The organism is Micromonospora sp. KC723, assembly GCF_004348595.1.
In the GTDB taxonomy this organism is placed as follows: Bacteria; Actinomycetota; Actinomycetes; order Mycobacteriales; family Micromonosporaceae; genus Micromonospora.
Genome location: NZ_SMKD01000045.1, coordinates 1 through 22845, shown reverse-complemented (window position 1 = coordinate 22845; position 22845 = coordinate 1). Strand labels below are relative to the sequence as shown.

The window sequence follows — 22845 nt, the reverse complement described above, 5'->3', positions numbered from 1 at the left end:
TAGGGTGGACGCCGTGATCATCTGGGATCTCGTCGTCGTCGGCGCGGGCCCGGCCGGGCTGAGCGCCGCGCGGGTCGCCGCCGCGGCCGGCGTGCGGACGCTGGTGCTCGACCGGGCCACGCACCCCCGCTACAAGACCTGCGGCGGTGGTCTGATCGGTACCTCCCTGTCGGAGGTCGCCGGGCGGATGGAGGTGCCCGCGCACGATCGGGTCGACCGGGTGACGTTCACCCGGGACGGGCGACGCGCCTTCACCCGCCGGCACCGCGCCCCGCTGGTGGCGATGGTGCGCCGGGAGGAGTTCGACGACCGGCTGCGCGCCGCCGCGGTCGCCGCCGGGGCCGAGCTGCGCGAGGGGGTCGCCGTCCGGGGTGTGGAGCAGGACCCCGACGGGGTACGCGTACGCCTGGCTGACGGCACCACCGTGGCGGCCCGGACGGTGGTCGGGGCGGACGGCTCCTCCGGGGTCACCGCCCGGCACGTGGGCGTCCGGTTCCGGCAGGTGGACCTGGGCCTGGAGCGGGAGTTGCCGGTCCCGGCCGCCGTGCAGCGGCGCTGGCAGGGGCGGCTGCTGCTCGACTGGGGCGCCATCCCCGGCTCCTACGCGTGGGTGTTCCCCAAGGGGTCGTCGCTGACGGTCGGGGTGATCGCCGCCCGGGGCGAGGGTGCGGGCACCCGCGAGTACCTGCGCCGTTTCCTCGACCGGCTGGGCCTGTCCGGGGTGGAGCCGGAGCACGACTCGGGGCACCTGACCCGGTGCCGGTCCGACGACTCCCCGCTGCGCCGGGGCCGGGTGCTGGTCGCCGGGGACGCGGCGGGGCTGCTCGAACCGTGGAGCCGGGAGGGGATCAGTTACGCCCTGCGTTCCGGTGCGCTCGCCGGCGAGGCGGTCGCCGCCGGCGCACCGGACCGCTACGAACGGGACGTCCACCAGCGGCTGGTGCCGTCGATGCGGGCCGGTCACCGTCTGCTGGAGGTGTTCGAACGCCGCCCCGACGTCTTTCACGCCCTGCTGGCCACCCCGGCGGGATGGCGGATGTTCGTGCGGTTCTGCCAGGGGCGGGCCAGTTTCGACCGGGCGCTGACCCGCGCGCCGGTCCGGGCCGGTCTGGCGTTGCTGGACCGCCTGCCCCCGGTGCGCCAGCCGGTGCCCTGATGCCGTCCATCCCGCCGGTGGGACGGCATCGGCTGGCCAGGCCCCGGTCGACGGGCCGCGGGGGGCACCCGCGACCCGTCGACGGTGCGGTCAGAAGACGGGCACGCCCTCGCGCACCAGCTTCCAGTTCGGCACGAAGAAGTCGGCCGGGTCGATGACCCCCTTGGCCTGCGCCCAGTCGATCAACAGCTGACGGATCTCCTGCTGCTCGTTGTACACCTGGGTCTTCACGATGCCGGGGAAGTTGCCGCCGCCGCTGCGCCGGTAGTTGTTGACGGCGACGACGAACCGCGCGTCGGCGGCGACCGGGGTGTCGGTGCCGGGCAGGACGAGCCGGGTGATCCGCTGCCCGACCGGCTTCGAGATGTCGATGTCGTAGTCCACCCCGGAGAACACGTCGTAGTTGTAGTCCGGGACGGCCGGGTCGCTGACCGTGGCCGGGTCGACGGCGCCGCCCGGGGCGACGGTCTGGAAGTACTTCGCGGAGAACTCCAGGTACGTCCGGACCTCGGCGCCGCTGAGCACCACGGCCTCGAGGGTGTTGTCGAAGACGTACAGGCCGGCGACGTCGCGGATGCGCACGTCACCCTGCGGGAAGATCGCGGTACGGCTGAACGGCGCGGCGATCGACAGCACCGGCAGCGACGCGTACGCGGTGCCGGCGAGCGCCTTCGTGACCACCTCGGTCTGCACGTGGTTGATGAAGTCCAGGATCGGGGTGTCCAGGTACCGCGACGCGGCGGCGGACAACTCCTGCGAGGACCGGGCGACCACGGTGTTGACGTAGTTCACGGTCTTGACGTGCTGGCCACGTACGGCGGCGAGCACCGCCGGGTCCTCGACCACGGTGTTGGTGTTGAGCATGGACGCCCGCTTGGCGACGACCTTCCAGGTGCCGCGCACCTTCTGGACGGTGAAGTCCATCCGGGTCAGCCGCTGGCCCCACTTGGACGGCTCGGCGGTGAGCACCCGCTCGCCGGTGACCTCGTTGGTGTGGAACCTTTCCACCACCTCGGTGTGCGCGTGGCCGAACAGGATCGCGTCGATGCCCGGCACCTGCCGCGCGATGAGTGCCACCGGGTTCTCGATCGGCAGCTCCGGGCCGTAGCTGGAGGTGCCGCTGTCACCACCGTGCGCGGAGATGATCACGAGGTCGGCACCGCGCTCCCGCATGATCGGCACCCATCTCGCGGCGCTCTCGATCATGTCGGCGAAGACCAGTCTGCCCTCGACGTTGGCCTTGTCCCAGATCGCCGAACCCGGGTTGGTCAGGCCGAGGATGCCGACGTTGATGGTGGGGGAGTCCGGGCCGCCCAGGCGCACCTTCTTGATCACGTACGGCAGGTAGGCCGGTCGGCCGGTCTTCGCGTTGAGGGCGTTGGCGGCCAGCGCCGGAAAGCCGAGTTGCTCGATCCACGTCGCCAGCAGCGGCAGGCCGTAGTTGAACTCGTGGTTGCCCAGGGTGACCGCGTCGTACCGGAGCACGTTCATCGCGTGGGCCATCGGGTGCGTCTCACCGGTGACGGTGATCGGTTCCTGCTTGGCGTAGTACGTGGCCAGCGGGGTGCCCTGGATGGTGTCACCGGCGTCGAGGACGAGGGTCGCCCGGCCCCGCCGTTCGGCGCGGATCTGGTTGACCAGGGTGGCCAGCTTGGCGACGCCGACGTCGTTGTGCCTGCTGTCGTCGTACTCGGCGTCGCGGTAGTAGTCCCAGTTGTAGACGTTGCCGTGGGTGTCCGAGGTGCCCAGGACCGTCAGGTCCCAGGTCTTCGGGCCCTTCGCCTCGGCGGCCCGGGCGGGGGCGCCGACGATCAGGGGAGTGGTCGCCGCGGCGGCGGCGACGGCCAGCACCTGGCGGCGCGACGCGCCGGAGGAGGAGGTCATGCGGTGCCTTTCGCAAGGGGTGAGACGCCTCGTGGGCGCCGTTGCGCACCATAACGACCAGTTGTCACCCAGGCCACAGCGGCTCACGGTGTTTCACCCCACCAGCGTCACCGCCACCGAGGACAACGCCACCGTCGCCCGCGCGACGGCCGGTTTCTCCGCCGGCCGGTGGGGTAGGGCAGACAGGCAGCAGGACGGACAAAACATCCGAGGAGTCGACCGGTGAACCAGGACCAGTACACCACCCAGGACCCGACCGAGCAGTACGGCCAGCAGGAGGGGCAGCCCGCGCAGCAGCAGTCCGCGCCGGGCTCGACCCGCGAGATGGGCCCGAAGCCCGACCACGGCGAGGAGTCCTACCGGGGCAGCGGTCGCCTGGAGGGCAGGCGCGCGTTGATCACCGGCGGTGACTCGGGCATCGGGCGGGCGGTCGCGATCGCCTTCGCCCGGGAGGGCGCCGACGTGCTGGTCTCGTACCTCGGCGAGGAGGAGGACGCCGACGCCCGCGAGACGGTGCGGCTGATCGAGCAGGCCGGCCGCCGGGGCGTGGCGGTGCGCACCGACCTCACCGACGAGGGCAACTGCCGGGACCTCGTCGCCCGTACGGTGGCCGACCTGGGTGGCATCGACATCCTGGTGAACAACGCCGCGTACCAGATGTCCCAGGACGAGGGCATCGCGGGCATCACCACCGCGCAGTTCGACCGGGTCCTGAAGACCAACCTGTACGCGATGTTCTGGCTGTGCCAGGAGGCCGTCCCGCACATGAAGGAGGGCGCGACGATCATCAACACGACGTCGATCCAGGCCTTCGACCCGTCGCCGCAACTGCTCGACTACGCCACCACCAAGGCGGGGATCGCCAACTTCACCAAGGCTCTCGCCGCCCAGCTCGCCCAGCAGGGCATCCGGGTCAACGCGGTCGCGCCGGGCCCGGTCTGGACTCCGCTGATCCCGGCCACCATGCCGGAGGAGAAGGTGAAGCAGTTCGGCACGGACACCCCGCTGGGCCGGCCGGCGCAGCCCGCCGAGCTCGCCCCGGCGTACGTCTTCTTCGCCTCGCAGGAGTCCAGCTACGTCACCGGCGAGATCCTCGGCGTCACCGGTGGACGCCCGACGAAGTGAACCGGCATCCCGCCCGGGTGGCGTCCGGTCGCCCGGGCGGCGCGGCACGCCGGCTCCGCGTCCGGGTTTGGCGGGTTCCGGCCGGTCAGCGGGGCCAGCCGGCGAGCCGGTCCCGCATCCGGGCGATCTGCCCGGCCTCCAGGCCGTAGCGGCGGAACCGGCGGTCGGGCAGCCGGTCCAGATAGCGACCCGCATCCCGGACGTCGGCGTCCTCCAGCGCGGGGTCGACCTGCCGGGCCAGCTCCAACAGCTCCGCGACCGACCAGCGGTCAAGGGCCGCAGCCACGTCGATGTAGTCGCGTGCCTCACGGCGGTTGACCAGGGCGGCAATCTTGTTCGCCACCAGGTCCCGCACGTCCATCACCGGGCCGAAGTCCATCACCACCGGGGAGCGGTACCGGTCGAGGCGGGCCAGGCTCAACCGGATCTGCCGGTCCCCGCGGCGCACCACGAAGTCTCTCAGGTCCTGGTCGACGCCGTCGAACAGCCCGCCGAGGTCGCTGTCCGGGTCGGCGTCGACGACCGCGTACCCGGCCCGTTCCAGCGCCGCGCGCACCTCCGTGGCCGCCGCCGCGGCCGCGCCCTCGACGTCGGCGAACAGGTCCACGTCCTCGGTGGGTCGGGTGACCAGACCGTGCGCCGCCCACGCCACCCCGCCGCCCAGCACGAACCGGTGCCGCCCGGCGGCGGTGAGCGCCACCCGGGCGACCTCGCGGTAGAAGTCGTGCAGGTGCGTCACGCCGCCCGCAGACCCTGGTGCCGGCTCTCCCACGCCTGTCGCACCCCGCGCGGCAGGTTCAGCCGTCGCCACACCCGGCGCAGCGTACGCCCGTTGATCAACTGCCGCAGGTCGTCGGTGCGGGTGCTCTCCCGCAGCACGTTCTCGTACATCCACAGCAGGTCGTCGGGTTCGGCCAGGTCGAAGGTCCGCTGCGCGTTCCACATCAGCCGCACCGGCAGTTCCACGACGCCCCGGGTGGGGCCGACCAGTTCGGTGAGGGTGCGCGCCACCACGGCGGGCCGGCCCGGGCGGGCCAGGCGCGCCACGGGAGTCGCGGTGCTCTGCATGGCATCAGGGTAACCCCGCACCGGCGCCGTCCCGCTACGACCGGCCCACCGGCCCCGCCCGCCCGGCGCGCTGCCGGCCAGGCGGATCGGAGAAAAGATCCTCCGGGCGGGCTCGCGGAGTCCGACGGGCTGGCCTATGTTCAGGTGGTCGGCCCGCACGGCGGGGAGGAGGAGCCCACCATGGGTCTACGTGCCTTCGTCGAGAGCTGGCCGGTCTACCGGCAGCTCACCGGCACCGACCCGCTGGGCCGGGGCGCCGCCGCCCGGTCGGCGCGGTCGGCGCGGTTGACCGCCCGCACCGAGAGCGCGGACAGCGTGGTCCGGTCGGTCTGCCCGTACTGCGCGGTGGGCTGCGGGCAGCGGGTCTTCGTCACCGACGGCCGGGTCACCCAGATCGAGGGCGACCCGGACAGCCCGATCTCCCGGGGCCGGCTCTGCCCGAAGGGCGCGGCCAGCAAGAGCCTGGTGACCAGCCCACTGCGGCAGACCACGGTCCGTTACCGCCGGCCGTACGGCACCGAGTGGGAGGACCTGGAGCTCGACACCGCGCTCGACATGATCGCCGACCGGGTCCTCGCCGCTCGCGCGGAGACCTGGGAGGACGTCGACACCGCCGGCCGGCCCCTCAACCGGACGTTGGGCATCTCCAGCCTGGGCGGGGCGACGCTGGACAACGAGGAGAACTACCTCATCAAGAAGCTGTTCACGGCGATGGGGGCACTCCAGATCGAGAACCAGGCCCGGATTTGACACTCCGCCACCGTCCCCGGTCTGGGGGCCAGCTTCGGTCGCGGTGGCGCGACGGACTTCCAACAGGACGTCGCCAACGCTGACGTCATCGTCATCCAGGGTTCGAACATGGCCGAGGCCCACCCGGTGGGCTTCCAGTGGGTCATGGAGGCCAAGCGCCGTGGCGCGAAGGTCTTCCACGTCGATCCCCGGTTCACCCGGACCAGCGCCGTGGCCGACACGTACCTGCCGATCCGGGCGGGCACCGACATCGCGCTGCTCGGCGGCGTCGTGCGCTACATCCTGGACAACGAGCTCGACTTCCGGGAGTACGTGCTGACGTACACGAACGCGGCGACGATCGTCAGCGACCGGTTCGTCGACGCCGAGGACGCCGACGGCCTGTTCTCCGGCTTCGATCCCGAGACCGGCAGCTACGTCCAGGACAGCTGGCAGTACGCGGGCCACGAGAGCGACTCGGGCAGTGGCCACACCGCCCGGGCGCGCGACAGCGCGGCCGGGCTGCGCCACGAGTCGCACGGCGCGCGGGTCGACGGGACCGTGCCGCGGGACGAGACGTTGCGCCATCCACGCTGCGTATACCAGATCCTGAAACGGCACTTCGCCCGCTACACGCCGGAGATGGTGCAGCGGGTCTGCGGCATCCCGCAGGAGAGGTTCCTGGAGCTGGCCCGCGCCTGGACGGAGAACTCCGGCCGGGAACGCACCGGGGTGCTGATCTACTCGGTCGGCTGGACGCAGCACAGCGTCGGCGTGCAGTACATCCGCACCGGCGCGATCATCCAGCTGCTGCTGGGCAACATGGGTCGCCCCGGCGGCGGCATCCTCGCGCTGCGCGGCCACGCCAGCATCCAGGGCTCCACCGACATCCCGACGCTCTACAACCTGCTGCCGGGGTACCTGCCGATGCCGCACCACGCCGACCATCCGACGTTCGACGCGTGGGTGGACGGCATCCGGCACCCGGGCCAGAAGGGCTTCTGGGGCAACGCCCGCGCGTACGCGGCGAGCCTACTCAAGGCCTACTGGGGAGACGCGGCGACGCCGGAGAACGACTTCTGCTACGGCCACCTGCCCCGGATGACCGGTGACCACGGCACCTACCAACAGGTGCTGAACATGATCGACGGGAAGGTGAAGGGCTACTTCCTGCTCGGCCAGAACCCGGCGGTCGGCTCGGCGCACGGCCGCGCCCAGCGCCTGGGCATGGCCAACCTCGACTGGCTGGTGGTCCGCGACCTGTTCCTGACCGAGAGCGCGACGTTCTGGCAGCGCGGCCCCGAGGTCGCCACCGGCGAGATCGTGCCGGAACAGTGCCGCACCGAGGTGTTCTTCCTGCCCGCCGCCGCGCACGTGGAGAAGGAGGGCACCTTCACCCAGACCCAGCGGCTGGTGCAGTGGCGGGAGAAGGCCGTCGAGCCACCCGGCGACGCCCGCTCCGAGCTGTGGTTCTTCTACCATCTGGGCCGGCGGCTGCGGGAGAGGCTGGCCGGCTCGCCGCTTCCCCGGGACCGGGCGCTGCTCGACCTGGCCTGGGACTACCCCACGCACGGCCCGCACGCGGAGCCGGACGCCGAGGCGGTGCTGCGCGAGATCAACGGGTACGAGGTGGCGACCGGCCGCCCGCTGTCGTCGTTCGCGCAGGCGCGCGACGACGGCTCCACGGCCGTGGGCTGCTGGATCTACTCCGGCGTGTACGCCGACGGCGTCAACCAGGCCGCCCGACGCAGGCCCGGCCACGAGCAGGACTGGGTGGCCGCCGAGTGGGGCTGGGCCTGGCCGGCGAACCGCCGCATCCTCTACAACCGGGCCTCCGCCGACCCGCAGGGCCGGCCGTGGAGCGAACGGAAGCGTTACGTCTGGTGGGACGAGGCGAAGGGGGAGTGGACCGGCTACGACGTGCCGGACTTCGAGCGGACCAAGCCGCCGACCTACCGGCCGCCCGAGGGCGCCTCCGGGCCGGAAGCCCTCGCCGGGGACGACCCGTTCGTGATGCAGGCCGACGGCAAGGGGTGGCTGTACGCGCCCAGCGGTGTGCTCGACGGCCCGCTGCCGACGCACTTCGAGCCGGCCGAGTCCCCGGTGCGTAACCCGTTGTACGGGCAGCAGGCCAACCCGGCCCGCAAGGTCTACGCGCACCCGGTGAACTCGGTGAACCCGAGCCCGCCGCAGGAGCACAGCCAGGTCTTCCCGTACGTGTTCACGGTCAGCCGGCTCACCGAGCACCACACCGCCGGTGGCATGAGCCGGACCGTCCGACCGTTGGCCGAACTGCAGCCGGAGATGTTCGTGGAGGCGTCCCCGGAACTGGCCGCCGAGGCGGGCCTGACCCACCTCGGCTGGGCGCACCTGATCAGCGGCCGGGCGGTGATCGAGGCGAAGGTGCTGGTCACCGACCGGCTCACCCCGCTGCGGGTGGACGGCCGGGTGATCCACCAGCTGTGGCTGCCGTACCACTTCGGGTACGAGGGGATCGTCACCGGCGACTCGGCCAACGATCTGTTCGGCATCATCCTCGACCCGAACGTGCTGATCCAGGAGAGCAAGATCGGCACCTGCGACGTCCGTCCCGGACGCCGCCCCACCGGACCGGCCCTGCGGGACCTGGTGGCCGACTACCGGCGGCGGGCCGGCATCGTCCCCGGCACGACGCCGCCGACGGTGACCACCGGGATCCGTCCGCCGACCGGCGACGACGACGCGGGGCCTGGGGAGAACGACGATGCCTGACGGCAACAGCCTGTACGGTCCGCTCGACCCCGCCCCGGACGCGGGCTGGGTCGAGGCGGGACCCCGGATGGGCTTCTTCACCGACACCAGCGTCTGCATCGGCTGCAAGGCGTGCGAGGTGGCCTGCAAGGAGTGGAACGGCGTTCCCGACTCCGGGTTCGACCTGCTCGGCATGTCCTACGACAACACCGGCGCGTTGACCGCCAACTCGTGGCGGCACGTGGCGTTCGTCGAACAACCCCGCCCCGCCGGTCACCACGACGCCCCAGGGACGCGGTTCCTCGGGATGCCCGGCGCGCGACCGCCCGGCCGGGACTCGGGCGCCGAGGGACGCGCCGACTTCCGCTGGCTGATGATGTCGGACGTCTGCAAGCACTGCACCCACGCCGCCTGCCTGGACGTCTGCCCGACCGGGGCGTTGTTCCGCACCGAGTTCGGCACGGTCGTGGTGCAGGAGGACATCTGCAACGGCTGCGGCTACTGCATCCCCGCCTGCCCGTACGGGGTCATCGACCAGCGCCGGGGCGACGGCCGGGCATGGAAGTGCACGCTCTGCTACGACCGGCTGGGCGCCGGCCTGACCCCGGCCTGCGCGCAGGCCTGCCCGACCGAGTCCATCCAGTACGGCCCCCTCGACGAGCTGCGGGAACGGGCCGCCCAGCGGGTGGCGCGGCTGCACGGGCACGGCGTGGCGCAGGCCCGCCTCTACGGTCACGACCCGACCGACGGGGTGGGCGGCGACGGCGCGTTCTTCCTGCTGCTCGACGAGCCGGAGGTGTACGGCCTGCCGCCGGACCCGGTGGTCACCACCCGGGACCTGCCCCGGATGTGGAAACGTGCCGGACTGGCCGCGCTGGCCATGGCGGCGGCGGCCGTCGCCGCGTTCGTCGGAGGTTCACCGTGACCGCGCGCCCCCCGGTTGGTGACCGGTTCCGCCGGTTCCGTGAACGGCTCGGCGGGGGCGGCGAGGAACTGCGGGTGCCCGCGGCCGAGTTCACCTCGTACTACGGGCGACCGATCCTGAAGGCGCCGGTGTGGCGGTGGAACATCCCCGCGTACCTGTTCACCGGCGGACTGGCGGCCGGTTCGTCGCTGCTGGCGACGGGCGGGCAGCTCACCGGCCGGCCGGCGCTGCGCCGCGCCGGCCGGGTCACCGCGCTCGGCGCGGTCACCGCCAGCGCGTACCTCCTCATCCACGATCTCGGCAGGCCGGCGCGCTTCCACCACATGCTGCGGGTGGCGAAGCCGACCTCGCCGATGTCGGTGGGCACCTGGATCCTCGGCGCGTACGGCCCGGTCGCCGCGATCGCGGCGGTCGCCGAGACCGCGACGTGGCTGCCCGAGCGGGGCGCGGCAGGGCTGGCCCGCCGGCTGCTGCCCCCGGCCGGGCAGGTCGCCGGGCTGGCCGCCGCCACCGTCGCGCCGGCCCTGGCCACCTACACCGGGGTGCTGCTCGCCGGGACAGCCGTGCCGTCCTGGCACGAGGCGTACCCGCACCTGCCGACCGTCTTCGCGGGCAGTGCCCTGGCCAGCGGCGCCGCGGTGGGGCTGATCGCCGCGCCCTGCGCGCAGGCCGGGCCGGCCCGCCGCCTCGCGGTCGCCGGAGCGGCCCTGGAGCTGTGGGGTACACACGCGGTGGAGACCCGCCTCGGGCTGCTCGGCGAGCCGTACACGACCGGCACCCCCGGCCGGTTGTTGCGCGCAGGGCAGGCGCTGACCGTCGCCGGGCTGGTCGGCGCAGTGGTCGGCCGGCGCAGCCGGCTGCTCTCCGGGCTCTCCGGTGCCGCGCTGCTCGCCGCGTCGGTCGCCACCCGCTTCGGGATCTTCCACGGCGGGGTCGCCTCCGCGAAGGACCCGAAGTACACCGTGGTGCCGCAGCGGGAGCGGGTACGCCGCCGCGCGGCCGGCGCGACCTGAGCCTCCCGGCACCCGTGGCCGGGGCCTGTGGTTGACTCCTGGACGGAGACGTTCAGGCGGCTGGTGCCCCTCGCAGCCTTCAAAGCTGTTGTGGTCCGGGACCCGGGCCAGGCGGGTTCGATTCCCGTCCGTCTCCGCCACGTCACACGGAGGGCTGACACGCATGGCCGAGGCGGCGACCGACCCACGGCGGCGGGTCCCGCGCACCGACGCCCTGCTCGCCGACCCCCACCTGGCCACCGCTGTCGCCACCCTCGGCCGGGACCGGGTCAAGGCCGCCGTCGTCACCGCCCAGCACCGCGCCCGGCGCGGTGAGATCACTCCCGAGCAGGTCCGCGCCGCCGCGCTGGCCGCGCTGCCCGCGCCCACGCCCCGGATGGTGCTCAACGCCACCGGCGTCCTGCTGCACACCAACCTCGGCCGGGCGGCGCTGTCCGCCGCCGCCGTCGACGCGTTGGTCGCCGCGGCCGGGCACACCGACGTGGAGCTGGACCTGGCCACCGGCCGGCGGGCCCGGCGGGGACGGGACACCCTGGACGCGCTCGCCGCCGCGGTGCCCGACGCCGCCGCCGTGCACGTGGTCAACAACGGCGCCGCCGCGCTGGTGCTCGCCGCCACCGTGCTCGCCGCCGGCAGGGAGATCGTGATCAGCCGGGGCGAACTGGTCGAGGTCGGTGACGGCTTCCGCCTGCCGGACCTGCTGGAGAGCACCGGCGCCCGGCTGCGCGAGGTCGGCACCACCAACCGCACAGCGCTGCACGACTACGCCCGGGCGGTCGGCCCGCACACCGGCTTCGTGCTCAAGGTGCACCCGGCCAACTTCGTCGTCACCGGCTTCACCTCCGCCGTGCCGGTGCGGGCGCTGGCCACCCTCGGCGTGCCGGTCGTCGCCGACATCGGTTCCGGTCTGCTCGCCCCCGACCCGCTGCTGCCCGCCGAGCCGGACGCCGCCACCACCCTGCGCGCCGGCGCGGCACTGGTGACCGCCAGCGGCGACAAGCTGCTCGGCGGCCCGCAGGCCGGGCTGCTGCTCGGCGACGCCGACCTGGTCGAGCGGCTGCGCCGGCACCCCCTGGCCCGGGCGCTGCGGGTCGACAAGCTGACCCTGGCCGCGCTCGCCGCCACCCTGCACGGGCCCGACACGCCCACCCGGGCCGCCCTGCACGCCGACCCGACCGCGCTTCGCGGACGCGCCGAACGGCTCCGCGACGCGCTCGCCGCGGACGGCTGCCCGGCCGAGGTGGTGCCCAACGTCGCCGTGGTCGGCGGTGGCGGCGCACCCGGCGTCGACCTGGAGTCCTGGGCGGTCAGCCTGCCCGAGGCGTACGCCGAGCCGCTGCGCCGGGGCAACCCCCCGGTGCTCGGCCGGGTGGCGCGTGGCCGGCTCCTGCTGGACCTGCGTTGCGTGCCGGCCGCCTCGGACGACACGCTGAGCGGCGCGGTGCGGCGGGCGGCCGGCTGACATGTACGTGGTCGCCACCGCCGGGCACGTCGACCACGGCAAGTCCACGCTGGTGCGGGCGTTGACCGGGATGGAACCCGACCGGTGGGCCGAGGAGCGCCGCCGGGGCATGACCATCGACCTCGGCTTCGCCTGGACCGCCCTGCCCTCCGGCGGCACCGTCGCCCTCGTCGACGTACCCGGACACGAACGCTTCGTGCCGAACATGCTCGCCGGGGTCGGGCCGGTGCCCGCCGCCCTGGTCGTGGTGGCCGCCGACGAGGGCTGGATGCCGCAGTCCGCCGAGCACCTGGCCGCACTGGACGCGCTCGGGGTGTCGTACGGCCTGCTCGCGGTGACCCGCGCCGACCTGGCCGACCCGGGGCCGGCGATCGAGGTGGCGCGGGCCGAACTCGCGGCCACCTCTCTCGGCGAGGTCGAGGCGGTCGCGGTCAGCGGCGTCACCGGCGCAGGCCTGCCCGAGCTGCGTGCCGCCCTGGACCGGCTGGTCGCGCGGCTGCCGGCGGCGGCGGTGGACGCCCCGGTGCGGCTGTGGGTGGACCGGTCGTTCACCATCCGGGGCAGCGGCACGGTGGTCACCGGCACTCTCGGCGGCGGCCGGCTGCGCGTCGATGACCAGCTCGAACTCGCCGCCACCGGCGAACCGGTGCGGGTGCGTGGCCTGCACCGGCTGGGCGAGGCCCGCGACCGGGTCGAGGCGGTGGCCCGGGTGGCGGTCAACCTGCGCGGCGTGCCGAAGGACCGGCTGGCCCGGGGTGACGCCCTGCTGACACCCGGCCGGTTCCGGCTGACCGCGCTGCTCGACGTGCGGCTGGCCGGTGATCCGGCCGCCGACCTGCCCGCCGCGCTCACCCTGCACGTCGGTTCGGCGGCCGTGCCGGTGCGGGTGCGCCCGCTCGGCGTCGACACCGTCCGGTTGCGGCTGGCCCGGGCGCTGCCGCTGCTCGTCGGTGACCGGGCGTTGCTGCGCGACCCCGGCCGGCACCACGTGGTGGGTGGGGTGACCGTGCTGGACGTGGACCCGCCGCCGCTGGCCCGCCGGGGTGCCGCCGCCGCCCGGGCCGAGGCGCTCGCCGGCCTCGACGGGCGAGCAGACCTGGCCGGGGAGCTGCGCCGCCGGGGCCTGGTCCGGGCGGCGGAGCTGACCCGGATGGGTGTCACGGTCACCGCCGACCCGGTGGCGGGGGACTGGCTCGCCGACCCGGACCACTGGCGGCGGCTGGGAGCCCGACTGGTCGAGGAGACCGTCCGGTACGCCCGCGCGCATCCCCTGGAGCCCGGCGTGCCGGTCGAGGCGTTGCGGCACCTTTTGGCCCTGCCCGACCGGGCGCTGGTCGAGGCGCTGGTGCGTCCGCCGCTGGCGTTGCGCGCCGGCCGGGTGACCGCCGGGCCCGTCGACACGCTGCCGGAGCCGGTGGCCCGGGCGGTACGGCGGATCCGCGCCGAGTACGCCGAGCACCCGTTCCGTGCTCCCGGGGCCGACCGGCTCGCCGCCCTCGGCCTCGGCTCCCGCGAGATCGGCGCGGCGGTCCGCGCCGGCGCGCTGCTCAAGCTCGCCGACAACGTGGTGCTGCTGCCCGGCGCGTTCGACGAGGCGGTCCGCGTGCTGGCGGCCCTGCCGCAGCCGTTCACGCTCAGCGCCGCCCGGCAGGCGCTGGACACCACCCGCCGGGTGGCGGTGCCGCTGCTGGAGCTGCTGGACCGGCGCGGGGCCACCCGGCGGTTACCCGACGACGCCCGTCAGGTGGTCGTGCCGCCGCCCGGCGCCGTACCGGGCGTCTGCGCCGAAGCCGCTGTGCCGGTGCCGCCGCGTCGCCTACCGTGACGCCATGGACCCTTCGGCCGTCTGGCGGGACAAGAACCACCGCTGGCGGATCGAGGCTTACCGGGCGCCGGACCTGAGGTTCGCCATCTTCGCCACCAACGGCACCACCGAGTCCGCCCCGCTGTGGCTGTTCGGCATGGCGGCGCTGGCCCGCTGGCTGATGACCCACGCGATCTCCCTGGACGACCTGGAGACCGACTGACCGGAAAGGGGCGCGATGGGCGGTCAGCTCGCGCTGGTGGCCGTGCTGGTGCTGGTCAACGCCGCCCTGTCGGGCAGCGAGATGGCCCTGGTGACGCTCCGCGAGGGGCAGCTGCGCCGGCTCGGTCGGGCGGGTCCGGCCGGCGTCCGGCTGGCCCGGCTGTCGCGTGAACCGAACCGCTACCTGGCCACCATCCAGCTCGGTATCACCCTCGCCGGTTTCCTCGCCTCGGCGGCCGCCGCGGTCACGCTCGCCGAGCCGTTGGTCGGTCCGCTGCGGTTCCTCGGTGCCGCCGCCCGCCCGGCGGCGGTGGTGCTGGTGACCGTGCTGCTCACCTTCGTCACCCTCGTCGCCGGGGAACTGGTGCCGAAGCGGTTGGCGATGCAGCGGGCGGAACGCTGGGCGTTGCTGGCCGCGTTCCCGCTGGACCTGCTGGCCGGGGTGTCCCGCCCGGCGGTGTGGCTGCTCAGCCGCAGCACCGACCTGCTGGTCCGGCTCGCCGGCGGCGACCCTCGGGCCAGCCGGGCGGAGGTGACCGAGGACGAACTTCGGGAGATGCTGGTCAGCCAGCAGGGCCTGTCCTCGCAGCAGCGGGAGATCCTCGCCGGGGCCTTCGACATCGCCGGGCGCACCCTGCGCGAGGTGCTGGTGACCCGCCGGCAGGTGACCATGCTCCCCGCCGATTTGGCCCCGTCCGAGGCGATGCGGCGGCTCGCCGCCGCCGGCCGGTCCCGGGCGCCGGTGGTCGGTCCCGGCGGGCTGGACGACGTGTGCGGCGTGGTGCACATCCGGGACCTGATCGGCGGTGACGGGGACACCGCCGGCGGGCGGGCCCGCCCGCCGGTGCTGCTGCCCGGCACACTGCCGGTCGCCGAGGCGATGCGGCAGCTGCGCGAGCGCCACGAGCAGCTCGCCCTGGTGGTCGACGAGTACGGCGGGGTCGACGGCCTGGTCACCATGGAGGACCTGTTGGAGGAGGTGGTCGGGGAGCTGTACGACGAGACCGACCGGGACGTGCGCGGGGTGGTCCGGGAGGCCGACGGGGCGTTGCTGCTGCCCGGGGACTTCCCGCTGCACGACCTGCCGGACGTCGGCGTGCGGCTGACCTTCCCGCTGTCACGCGACTACACCACGGTCGCCGGGCTGGTCCTGGCCGGCCTCGGGCGGTTGCCGGCCGGCCCGGGGGACACGGTGCGGCTGCCCGGGCTCACCGTCGAGGTGGTCGAGGTGGCCGACCGGGCGGTGCGCCGGGTCCGGGTGCGGGGCCCGGCCGTCGTGGGCTGACCCGGACGGGTGAACCACCGCCGCAACCGCGCGGCCGAACCGTCGGGCTGCGTACCGTCCGGGGCGTGAGGGACCGTGGCGTGCGGACGTTCCTGGCGGTGCTCGCCGGGCTCGCGGTGATCTACTTCGGGGTGACCGGCCGTGACTCCACCGCGGAGGGCGGCGGGATCTCCGGCGGGATCGCGCTGCTCGCCCTGCTGGCCGCCCTGTTGGTCTGGCACCTGACCAAACCGGGCCAGCCGGTCAAGTGACGGCGTCCGGCCCGCTCAGCGCAGCGCCGCAGTCCGGTTGACCTCACCGGCGGACTCCTCGCCGAGCGCGACCCGCACCAGCGCCGAGGCGAGCCGACCGAAGTCCGCCTCGCTGACCAGCCCGGCCAACCCGCGCGGGTTGGCCGGCAGTCCCAGCCGCTTCGCCCCGGCCAGGGTGCGGCGGTCGGCGTACGGTCGCACGTCCGGCCAGACCGCCTGCGCCTCGCGCAGGAAGATGTCCGCGCCGGTCGGACCGATGCCGGGGAACTCGGTCAGCAGCCGGCGTAGCCGGCTCGCCTCCCCGTCGGCCTCCCGGTGCAACCGCCGCAGGTCACCGTGCCAGCGGTCCAGGCAGAGCCGGGCCCCGGCGCCGAGCATCGTCGCGGTCCGCTCGTCGTAGCGGCGGTAGTGCCCGCGGCCCAGGGCGTCGACCCGCTCCTGCCAGCTCGCCGCCTCCATCGCCTGCGGGGTCCGCCACCCCGCGGCGAACAGCTCCCGGGCGGCGGCCACCGCCACCCGCGCCCGGATGCGGGTGCTGAGCAGCGTGGCGAGCACCAGCAGTTGGTAGAGCGGCCCGGGCCGGTCGGTGAGGCGGATGCCGGCCTCCTCGGCGTACGTGCGGGCCTGCCGGTCCAGCAGCGCCCGGACCACCCGGTGTACGTCGTCCATCGGTCTGGACTACCCGCTGCGCGGCGGTTCAGCCGGGCCGGCGGCGGGGAGAATGCGGGCCACACCGGCGGGTATGCAAAACCGGTGCGCGGCCTCGCCGGTCGCGTGCTCCCACCGGAAGGAGACACGTGGTGCAACCGCAGCAGGAGGAGTTCCGCCGCAACGACAAGGGAGCCACCAGCCAGGACAGCAAGGGCCCCCGACCGACCGGGCATCCGCGCAACAAGACCCACTCGACGGGTGACCGGGGCAGGCCCGTCCCGAAGGGACAGGTGTCGCCGTACGGCCCAACCGGTGAGCCGGTGGCTGACGACGACAGCGACGCACGGGGTTAACGACCCCGCCCCGATGGCGGCCGCAGCCGGTTCCAGGTGGCTGCGGCCGCCATCCCGTACGCCAGGTGCGGCACGATGTCGGTGGCCCAGTCGCCCCTGCCCCACCGGCGCGGGTCGGTCACGCCCAGCGCCGCCATCGCCCCCGCGGACACGGCCATCACTGCGCCGCCGAGCAGCACCGTCGCGACGGTCGCGTTCGTCCTGCCGCCGGTGGCGGCCCCGAAGAGCGCGCCGACGGCGGCCCCCATGCCGTAGCCGAGCAGCGGCCCGAGGCCGGAGCGACGGGTGGCCGCCCGGTCCTCGGGACCGAGGTCCAGGTGCGTCACCTCGGTCAGCCGGCCGGCGCTGCGCTGCGGGGTGTCGCTCGCGGGCCGGGCCCGCAGCGCCATGTCCAGGTAGCCGGCGACGTTCAACGCCGCGCTGCCGACCGTGCCGGCGATGGCGCCGTCGACCAGGGCGGATCCTCTCACTTCGGGTCGCCGGGCTCGCGCTCACTCTTGGGGCCGAAGGTCCGGTCGCCCCGGACCACGCCCCGCTGTCCGCGATCCTCCTGGAGAATCCGGTTGGCGACCTGGTTCGCCTCCTGGTCGGCCGCCCGGCCGGACTGCTCGATGACGTCGCGCAGCCGTGCCCGTTCCTTGTCGTAGGCGTTGCTTCCGGGCCGTGGTCCTGGCATCGCCGCCTCCTCGGTCGCGGTCACCGTGTGCCGTACCCGGGCCGTCTACCCGTCTGGGCGCGCGCCAACCGCTCAGCCGCCGCGGACGACGGTGACTCAGTCCGGTGCGCGGACGACGGCGACGGGGCAGGCGCTGTGGTGCAGCAGGCCGTGGCTGACGGAGCCGAGCAGCAGCCCTTTCAACTCGCCGCGCCCCCGGCCTCCGACGACCACCAACGCCGCGCGGCGCGACGCGGCGGTCAGCGCGGGCACCGGCCGGTCCCGGACCATGTCCCGGGTGACCGGCAGGTCCGGGTAGCGTTCCGCGATGCCGGCGAGAGACTCGGTGAGTACCCGTTGTTCCTCGTCGCGTAGTTCGTTCTGGTCGTAGACCAGGGGCCGCATGTCGCCGGGGCCCGCCGAGGCCGGGTACCGGTAGGCGTGCACCGCGTGCAGGGTCGTGCCCCGCAGGGCGGCCTGTTCGGCGGCGAAGTCCACGGCGGACCGGGACAGCGCGGAGTCGTCGACCCCCACCACCACCGGCCCGTCGGGCCGCTCCTCGCCGCGGGCGACCAGCACCGGGCAGTCGGCGTACGTGGTGACCTGGACGGCGACCGAGCCGACCAGCAGGGCGGTGAATCCGCCCAGTCCCCGGTCGCCCAGGACGATCATCGCCGCGGTGGCGGACTCACCCAGCAGCACCGCCGACGCCTCACCGTCGATGATCTCTCCGGTCGTCCGCAGCCCGGGCCGGGTCGCCTCGGCCTCGGCGACCGCCCGCGCCACCAGTTCCTCGGCCTGGTGGCGTAGCCCGCTACCGGGTGGGCCGTCGGGAGGCCGACCGACGGGCACCCGCAGCAGGGGCCAGATGAATCCGTGCACCACCCGCAGCGGCCGGCGTCGGCGGTCCGCTTCGGCGGCGGCGAGCCGGACGGCCCGCAGCGCCGGCTCCGATCCGTCCACGCCCACCACGACCGCCGCGCCGTCCGCCGAGTTCACGCCCACCCACCTCCTGCCGGTCAGTATCGCGGTCCACGTGGTGTCACCGGGCCGATACCGGTAGTACCGCCCGCGCCTTTGGAGGGTTGTACGACCCGTGCGCGGCGATCTCAGGACCTGCGGGCCGTCCTCGGTCGGGCGGTGACGGCGGTCGCCGGCAGCGGTGTCGACGGTTTCTGGTCCTCGGCACCGGCCTGCCCACCAGGGGAACGTGCGCCAGGTGGCCCGACGGCGTCGTCCCGGTGGCGCGGTGGCGGTCGCGCGGCTACCCGGCGGCGGTGCCGGACGCGTTCCACGGCGGGCTGGCGGTCAGGCCGGCGGGGTTGCTCCTCGCCCTGATGCTGGCCAACGCGTTGCCCCCGGTCGGTGCGCTGCCCGGTCGGAGCCTCCGTATGATTCTTGCCCTACAGCAAGAATCCCTCGGAAGGACGAACATGCCGGACGCGTCCGCGGCGGTGTCCCGTGCGCTGCGCGCGGCCCCACCCGACCAGCTGGTGGAAGCCGCCGACCGGGCCCTGCGGTTGCTGTTGGACGCGTCGCGGGTGGACGTGTTCCTCGCCGACTACCGGATCAGCGGGCTCTGGCCGGTGCTCGATCCGAAGCTGCCGGACGCCGGTTTCCTCGCCTGTCAGGGCCAGGCACAGCGCTGCTTCAGCAGCCAGCAGCCCGTGCTGGACGTCCGGGACGACGGCCGCTGCCGGCTCTGGATGCCGGTGACCGCCTGGGGTGAGCGGCTGGGGGTGTTGCTGGTCGAGTTGACCGCCCCGCCGCGGGCCGACACCGTCACCCGACTCGGCGAGGTCGCCGGCGACCTCGCCACCGCGCTGCGCGCCGCGGACCGGGATACCGACCGCTACCGGCGGGTACGGCGGCGGGAACGGCTGAGCATGGCCGCTGAGATGCAGTGGGATCTGTTGCCGGGGCGCAGCCTCCGGCATGAGTCGTTCCTGCTGGCCGGGCAGCTCGAACCGGCCTACACGGTCGGTGGTGACCACTTCGACTGGGCGGTCGACGAGGGGCTGCTCACCCTGAGCGTGCTCACCGGCACCGGCACCGGGATCGGCGCGTCCCTGCTCACCGCCCTGACCGTGAACGCGCTGCGCAACGCCCGCCGTTCCGATGGCGGCCTGGTGGAACAGGCCGAGCTGGCCTCGGACACGATCTTCTACCAGCATCGTGGGCGGCGGCACGTGGCCACGTTGCTGCTGGCGGTGGAGACGGCGACCGGGCGCGTCCGCGCCGTGGACGCCGGCTCGCCGTACCTGCTGCGGCTGCGCGGCACCGTGGTCACCCGGATCGGACTGGAGCAGCAACTGCCGTTGGGCATGTTCGCCGAGACCCGCTACACGGTGCAGGAGTTCGACCTGGAACCGGGTGACCGGCTGTTCGTGGTCAGCGACGGGGTGTACGCCGCGCGGCCGGGTCACCAGGAGGCGTACGGCGAGCGGGCCATGGCGCGCTCGATGCGGTCGACGCGGTTGCAGCCGGCGACCGAGGCTGTTGGTACGGTGATGCGCGAGCTGTTCGCCTACCACGCCGAGGCCGACCTGCGTGACGACGCCGTCGTCGTCTGCCTGGACTGGCTCGGGGCCAGCGGTCCGGGCGGGCGGTGAGACGACGGGCCACGTACGAGCGGACAATCGCAGGGGACACAGCGGGTGGAGCGACCTCCGAATCTTGCGGCGGCGATCGACGCGGCGGCCGAGGCCCTGATCGGGGTGCTCGAGTCGGCTGCCTCGCGGCATCACATGAGCGTTTCGCCGACCCAGTTGCGGGTGCTCTCCCTGATCACCGAACGGCCGGAGACCAATGTGAACCGGCTCGCCGAGCTGCTGGACGTCGTGCCGTCGTCGGCGAGCCGGCTCTGCGACCGGCTGGAGGCGACCGGCCTGCTGCGCCGGGTGGCGGACCCCCGCGACCGGCGGGAGGTCCGCCTAATGCCCACCGCGGCGGCGGAGACCCTGCTGGGGGAGCTGAAGCAGCGCCGCCACCGGGCGGTGCAGGCGGTGCTGGACCGGATGCCGCAGCGGACGCAGCACGAGTTGCTGTTGGCCCTGGTGGCCTTCGCGCAGGCGGCCGAGGCCGGATCCGCCGCGCCGACCGACGCTGCGGCCCGCACCGCCTGACCTTCCTCCACACATCCCGATCACACCAATAGTATCCTAGGACGCTTTACGGGTGGTGACGCACCACACAGAAGGCAACCGGCGACGGCACGAACGCGCGCACCGGGACCGAAGACGTGAGCCCGATATAGTGGCTGCGCAAACTCGCCGGCCACGGCCACTGGCCCACCACCGGCAACCAGGGGAGGTCCCAGACCGGGATCGCCGAGGCGCCGGCGTGGCCGGCCCGTCAGCGCGCACGTCCCAGAGAGGTGCCCCACCGGGCACGCGGTGCGTGCTGCGGAGGGAGGTTCGGTGTCGCGTCGGCCGGTTCGGGCAGGGCACCCGCGGGGCTCGGGCGGGATCGCCGTCGCCGCCGACCGGGTGCTGACCCTGCCGAACCTGATCAGCTTCGTCCGGTTGCTCGGCGTGCCCCTGTTCCTCTACCTGTTCCTGGTGGTGAAGGCCGACGTGGCAGCGATCGTGGTGCTCGCGGTGGGCGGCACCACCGACTGGGTGGACGGTTGGGCCGCCCGGCGGCTCGGCCAGGTCAGCCGTCTCGGCGAGCTGTTGGATCCGTTCGCCGACCGGCTGTACATCCTGGCCACGTTGCTCGCCTTCACCGCCCGCGCGGTGGTGCCGTGGCAGTTCACCGCGGCGTTGCTGGCCCGGGAGCTGCTGCTGCTGGGCTCGCTGGCGGTGCTCCGCCGGCACGGGTACGGCCCGCCGCCGGTGCACTACGTGGGCAAGACGGCGACCTTCCTGCTGCTGGCCGCCTTCCCGATCCTGCTGCTGGCCGCCTCGGTCCCGGCGGTGGCGACGGCCGCCTCCGCGATCGGCTGGGGGCTGGCCTGGTGGGGGTTGGTGCTCTACTGGGTGGCCGGCGTGATGTACGTGATCCAGGCGGGCCGGCTGGTGCGCGTGACCCGCGCCCGGTCCGGGGGAGCAGCGGCATGAGCGGCGGCCCGGAATCCGGCGGTCGTCCGCCGCGCGCGTTCACCCCGGACTTCCTCACCGAACTGTTCCGCAACCCGTTGGATCCGGGGTACGCCGACACGGCGGCCCGGCGGCGGGAGTCGCCGGGCCCGTCCGGGTGGCGTGCCACCTCGGCGCGGGCGGTCAGCGTCCTGGTGGTGGCGGTGGTGGGTTTCCTGTTCGCGGTGGCGTACCGGGAGACCCTCGCCGAGGAGCCGAGCCGCAGCCAGGCCCGCGCCGGGCTGATCGCGCAGATCAAGCAGCGGGAGGCGGAGACCGACGAGATGACCGCCCGCGCGGATCGGCTGCGGGAGGAGGTGAACCGGCAGCGGGACGCGGCGTTGGGTGGTTCGCAGGCAGCCCGGTTGCGCAGCCTGGAGGCGGGCACCGGTCTGGGGCGGGTACGCGGGGACGGTGTGGTGGTGCGGCTGGTCGACGCGGCGCCGAAGGAGGGCGACGCGGTGACCGGCGACTCGGATGCGGGCCCGGACCGGGTGATCTACTCCGACCTGCAGAAGGTGGCCAATGACCTGTGGGCGTCGGGCGCGGAGGCGGTGGCGGTCAACGGGCAGCGGTTGACGGCGACATCGACGATCCGGTCGGCGGGCGCGGCGATCCTGGTGGACTTCCGGCCGGTGACGAGTCCGTACGAGGTGTCGGCGATCGGGCCGGCGTCGATGCGGGACAGGTTCGAGGAGAGCCGGTCGGCGTACCTGATGCGTCGGGTGGCGAAGCAGACCGGTCTGTCGTTCGAGGTGCGGGAGGCCGAGGGCCTCACCTTGCCGGCGGCGCCGGAGCCGCGACTACGCTACGCGCAGCCGTCGGTCGATCCGAGTCCGTCGCCGTCGGGTTCGGCCGCGAACCGTTCGTCCAGTCCCGGGCCGTCGGGTCCGGCGACGTCGCTCAGTCCTTCCGGAGGTGTCCGATGATCGCGGTGCTGGCGTTGCTCGTCGGTGTGGTGCTCGGGATCTATCTGGATCCGACCGTGCCCGCCGGGTTGCAGCCGTACCTGCCGATCGCGGTGGTGGCCGCGTTGGACGCGGTGTTCGGTGGGGTGCGGGCGAAGTTGGACCGGATCTTCGACGACAAGCAGTTCGTGGTGTCGTTCATCTCGAACGTGCTGGTGGCGGGTCTGATCGTGTACCTGGGTGACCAGTTGGGGGTGGGCGGCCAGTTGTCCACCGGTGTGGTGGTCGTGCTCGGGGTGCGGATCTTCGGCAACGTGGCGGCGATCCGTCGTCACCTGTTCCGGGCGTAGGTTTCTGGGATGGACGAGGAGCAGCGGGAGACCGGGACGGGGTGGCCGGAGCCGGCCGATCCGGGGCGCCCGGCGGGGCCGGCCGGGGAGCCGGATCCGCGGCCGCAGGCACCGGACCCGGACGAGATCAGTCCGTTGGCGCCGGCGGCGGAGCCGCGGGAGGGCGACGACGACGGCGGTGGCGCGCCGGTGGAC

The 22845-nt window shown here is 74.0% G+C and carries 23 protein-coding genes, 1 tRNA gene and 1 pseudogene; 18 read left to right on the top strand and 7 right to left on the bottom strand.

What is annotated here, in order from left to right:
- Positions 1-13 precede the first annotated feature (13 nt).
- Positions 14-1156 (top strand): geranylgeranyl reductase family protein, encoded by a 1143-nt coding sequence (locus E1165_RS12945; RefSeq protein WP_132391125.1) that lies wholly within the window; start codon positions 14-16, stop codon positions 1154-1156.
- A gap of 90 nt (positions 1157-1246) precedes the next feature.
- On the opposite strand, the gene E1165_RS12940 is transcribed toward E1165_RS12945, so the two are convergent.
- Complete coding sequence (locus E1165_RS12940) at positions 1247-3040, bottom strand: 5'-nucleotidase C-terminal domain-containing protein (RefSeq protein WP_132391123.1); 1794 nt, start codon at positions 3038-3040, stop codon at positions 1247-1249.
- 222 nt (positions 3041-3262) lie between these two features.
- Between E1165_RS12940 and E1165_RS12935 the strand changes: the two genes are divergently transcribed.
- Positions 3263-4165, top strand: a complete 903-nt coding sequence (locus tag E1165_RS12935) for an SDR family oxidoreductase (protein ID WP_132391121.1) — start codon at positions 3263-3265, stop codon at positions 4163-4165.
- A gap of 85 nt (positions 4166-4250) precedes the next feature.
- On the opposite strand, the gene E1165_RS12930 is transcribed toward E1165_RS12935, so the two are convergent.
- Together E1165_RS12930 and E1165_RS12925 are read right to left on the bottom strand one after the other, a co-directional pair.
- Entirely contained in the window at positions 4251-4904 is a 654-nt protein-coding gene (locus E1165_RS12930) for a nucleotidyl transferase AbiEii/AbiGii toxin family protein (RefSeq protein WP_132391119.1), read from the bottom strand.
- Positions 4901-5233 carry a hypothetical protein gene (locus tag E1165_RS12925; protein WP_132391117.1) on the bottom strand — a complete coding sequence of 111 codons (333 nt, stop codon included), beginning with the start codon at positions 5231-5233 and terminating at the stop codon, positions 4901-4903. Before E1165_RS12925 ends, E1165_RS12930 begins: the two co-directional genes overlap by 4 nt.
- Positions 5234-5413: 180 nt before the next feature.
- Here E1165_RS12925 and fdh point away from each other — a divergent pair, with 180 nt between their 5' ends.
- The 9 genes from fdh (at position 5414) to E1165_RS12880 (ending at position 15654) form a co-directional block, all read left to right on the top strand.
- Positions 5414-8713, top strand: coding sequence for a formate dehydrogenase (gene fdh, locus E1165_RS12915; RefSeq protein WP_256370668.1), 3300 nt, complete (start codon positions 5414-5416; stop codon positions 8711-8713).
- Positions 8706-9617, top strand: a complete 912-nt coding sequence (locus E1165_RS12910) for a 4Fe-4S dicluster domain-containing protein (protein WP_132391110.1) — start codon at positions 8706-8708, stop codon at positions 9615-9617. Before fdh ends, E1165_RS12910 begins: the two co-directional genes overlap by 8 nt.
- A complete protein-coding gene (nrfD, locus tag E1165_RS12905; RefSeq protein WP_243704732.1) occupies positions 9614-10630 on the top strand; it encodes an NrfD/PsrC family molybdoenzyme membrane anchor subunit in 1017 nt (338 codons plus the stop codon). The genes E1165_RS12910 and nrfD overlap by 4 nt, the downstream gene beginning before the upstream one ends.
- A 44-nt stretch (positions 10631-10674) precedes the next feature.
- Positions 10675-10770: transfer RNA gene (locus tag E1165_RS28955), tRNA-Sec, on the top strand.
- 23 nt (positions 10771-10793) lie between these two features.
- A complete protein-coding gene (gene selA / locus E1165_RS12900; protein ID WP_132391097.1) occupies positions 10794-12092 on the top strand; it encodes an L-seryl-tRNA(Sec) selenium transferase in 1299 nt (432 codons plus the stop codon).
- A gap of 1 nt (position 12093) precedes the next feature.
- Positions 12094-13917, top strand: coding sequence for a selenocysteine-specific translation elongation factor (gene selB / locus E1165_RS12895; RefSeq protein WP_132391095.1), 1824 nt, complete (start codon positions 12094-12096; stop codon positions 13915-13917).
- A 4-nt stretch (positions 13918-13921) separates the two neighbouring features.
- Positions 13922-14119: a hypothetical protein gene (locus E1165_RS12890; RefSeq protein WP_091574389.1), complete on the top strand. Its 198-nt coding sequence runs from the start codon at positions 13922-13924 to the stop codon at positions 14117-14119.
- 15 nt (positions 14120-14134) lie between these two features.
- Positions 14135-15403, top strand: coding sequence for a hemolysin family protein (locus E1165_RS12885; RefSeq protein ID WP_132391093.1), 1269 nt, complete (start codon positions 14135-14137; stop codon positions 15401-15403).
- A 65-nt stretch (positions 15404-15468) separates the two neighbouring features.
- Complete coding sequence (locus tag E1165_RS12880; protein ID WP_132391091.1) at positions 15469-15654, top strand: hypothetical protein; 186 nt, start codon at positions 15469-15471, stop codon at positions 15652-15654.
- Positions 15655-15669: 15 nt separating this feature from the next.
- Here E1165_RS12880 and E1165_RS12875 read toward each other — a convergent pair whose 3' ends face one another.
- Entirely contained in the window at positions 15670-16323 is a 654-nt protein-coding gene (locus tag E1165_RS12875) for a hypothetical protein (protein WP_132391089.1), read from the bottom strand.
- A gap of 128 nt (positions 16324-16451) precedes the next feature.
- On the opposite strand from E1165_RS12875, the gene E1165_RS12870 reads away from it, so the two are divergent.
- A complete protein-coding gene (locus E1165_RS12870; RefSeq protein WP_132391087.1) occupies positions 16452-16658 on the top strand; it encodes a hypothetical protein in 207 nt (68 codons plus the stop codon).
- Here the strand turns inward: E1165_RS12870 and E1165_RS12865 are convergent.
- The 3 genes from E1165_RS12865 to E1165_RS12855 all read right to left on the bottom strand — a co-directional run bounded on the left by E1165_RS12865 (position 16655) and on the right by E1165_RS12855 (position 18312).
- Positions 16655-17128, bottom strand: coding sequence for a hypothetical protein (locus tag E1165_RS12865; protein ID WP_132391085.1), 474 nt, complete (start codon positions 17126-17128; stop codon positions 16655-16657). The two genes, E1165_RS12870 and E1165_RS12865, sit on opposite strands and share 4 nt — an antisense overlap.
- Positions 17125-17334 (bottom strand): phosphatidylethanolamine-binding protein, encoded by a 210-nt coding sequence (locus E1165_RS12860; RefSeq protein ID WP_132391083.1) that lies wholly within the window; start codon positions 17332-17334, stop codon positions 17125-17127. Before E1165_RS12860 ends, E1165_RS12865 begins: the two co-directional genes overlap by 4 nt.
- 96 nt (positions 17335-17430) lie before the next feature.
- Positions 17431-18312, bottom strand: a complete 882-nt coding sequence (locus E1165_RS12855; protein ID WP_132391081.1) for a universal stress protein — start codon at positions 18310-18312, stop codon at positions 17431-17433.
- 434 nt (positions 18313-18746) lie between these two features.
- Here E1165_RS12855 and E1165_RS12850 point away from each other — a divergent pair, with 434 nt between their 5' ends.
- From E1165_RS12850 to E1165_RS12825, 6 genes and pseudogenes are all read left to right on the top strand, one after another.
- On the top strand, positions 18747-19925 hold the full coding sequence (locus tag E1165_RS12850) for a PP2C family protein-serine/threonine phosphatase (protein ID WP_132391079.1): 1179 nt from the start codon (positions 18747-18749) through the stop codon (positions 19923-19925).
- Between the two features lie 45 nt (positions 19926-19970).
- Positions 19971-20438, top strand: a complete 468-nt coding sequence (locus E1165_RS12845) for a MarR family transcriptional regulator (RefSeq protein ID WP_132391077.1) — start codon at positions 19971-19973, stop codon at positions 20436-20438.
- A gap of 294 nt (positions 20439-20732) precedes the next feature.
- On the top strand, positions 20733-21374 hold the full coding sequence (locus tag E1165_RS12840) for a CDP-alcohol phosphatidyltransferase family protein (protein ID WP_132391075.1): 642 nt from the start codon (positions 20733-20735) through the stop codon (positions 21372-21374).
- Positions 21371-22321: a DUF881 domain-containing protein gene (locus E1165_RS12835; RefSeq protein WP_132391073.1), complete on the top strand. Its 951-nt coding sequence runs from the start codon at positions 21371-21373 to the stop codon at positions 22319-22321. The genes E1165_RS12840 and E1165_RS12835 overlap by 4 nt, the downstream gene beginning before the upstream one ends.
- Positions 22318-22650: a small basic family protein gene (locus tag E1165_RS12830; RefSeq protein WP_132391071.1), complete on the top strand. Its 333-nt coding sequence runs from the start codon at positions 22318-22320 to the stop codon at positions 22648-22650. The genes E1165_RS12835 and E1165_RS12830 overlap by 4 nt, the downstream gene beginning before the upstream one ends.
- 9 nt (positions 22651-22659) lie before the next feature.
- Positions 22660-22845: pseudogene (locus tag E1165_RS12825) on the top strand (hypothetical protein); the annotation flags it as partial.

What these genes read in the sequence shown, in the direction of transcription:
- E1165_RS12940 (WP_132391123.1), bottom strand. Translation starts at nt 3,040, where the DNA reads ATGACCTCCTCCTCCGGCGCGTCGCGCCGCCAGGTGCTGGCCGTCGCC.
- E1165_RS12925 (WP_132391117.1), bottom strand. Translation starts at nt 5,233, where the DNA reads ATGCAGAGCACCGCGACTCCCGTGGCGCGCCTGGCCCGCCCGGGCCGG.
- E1165_RS12910 (WP_132391110.1), top strand. Translation starts at nt 8,706, where the DNA reads ATGCCTGACGGCAACAGCCTGTACGGTCCGCTCGACCCCGCCCCGGAC.
- selA (WP_132391097.1), top strand. Translation starts at nt 10,794, where the DNA reads ATGGCCGAGGCGGCGACCGACCCACGGCGGCGGGTCCCGCGCACCGAC.
- selB (WP_132391095.1), top strand. Translation starts at nt 12,094, where the DNA reads ATGTACGTGGTCGCCACCGCCGGGCACGTCGACCACGGCAAGTCCACG.
- E1165_RS12890 (WP_091574389.1), top strand. Translation starts at nt 13,922, where the DNA reads ATGGACCCTTCGGCCGTCTGGCGGGACAAGAACCACCGCTGGCGGATC.
- E1165_RS12885 (WP_132391093.1), top strand. Translation starts at nt 14,135, where the DNA reads ATGGGCGGTCAGCTCGCGCTGGTGGCCGTGCTGGTGCTGGTCAACGCC.
- E1165_RS12875 (WP_132391089.1), bottom strand. Translation starts at nt 16,323, where the DNA reads ATGGACGACGTACACCGGGTGGTCCGGGCGCTGCTGGACCGGCAGGCC.
- E1165_RS12860 (WP_132391083.1), bottom strand. Translation starts at nt 17,334, where the DNA reads ATGCCAGGACCACGGCCCGGAAGCAACGCCTACGACAAGGAACGGGCA.
- E1165_RS12850 (WP_132391079.1), top strand. Translation starts at nt 18,747, where the DNA reads ATGCCGGACGCGTCCGCGGCGGTGTCCCGTGCGCTGCGCGCGGCCCCA.
- E1165_RS12835 (WP_132391073.1), top strand. Translation starts at nt 21,371, where the DNA reads ATGAGCGGCGGCCCGGAATCCGGCGGTCGTCCGCCGCGCGCGTTCACC.
- E1165_RS12830 (WP_132391071.1), top strand. Translation starts at nt 22,318, where the DNA reads ATGATCGCGGTGCTGGCGTTGCTCGTCGGTGTGGTGCTCGGGATCTAT.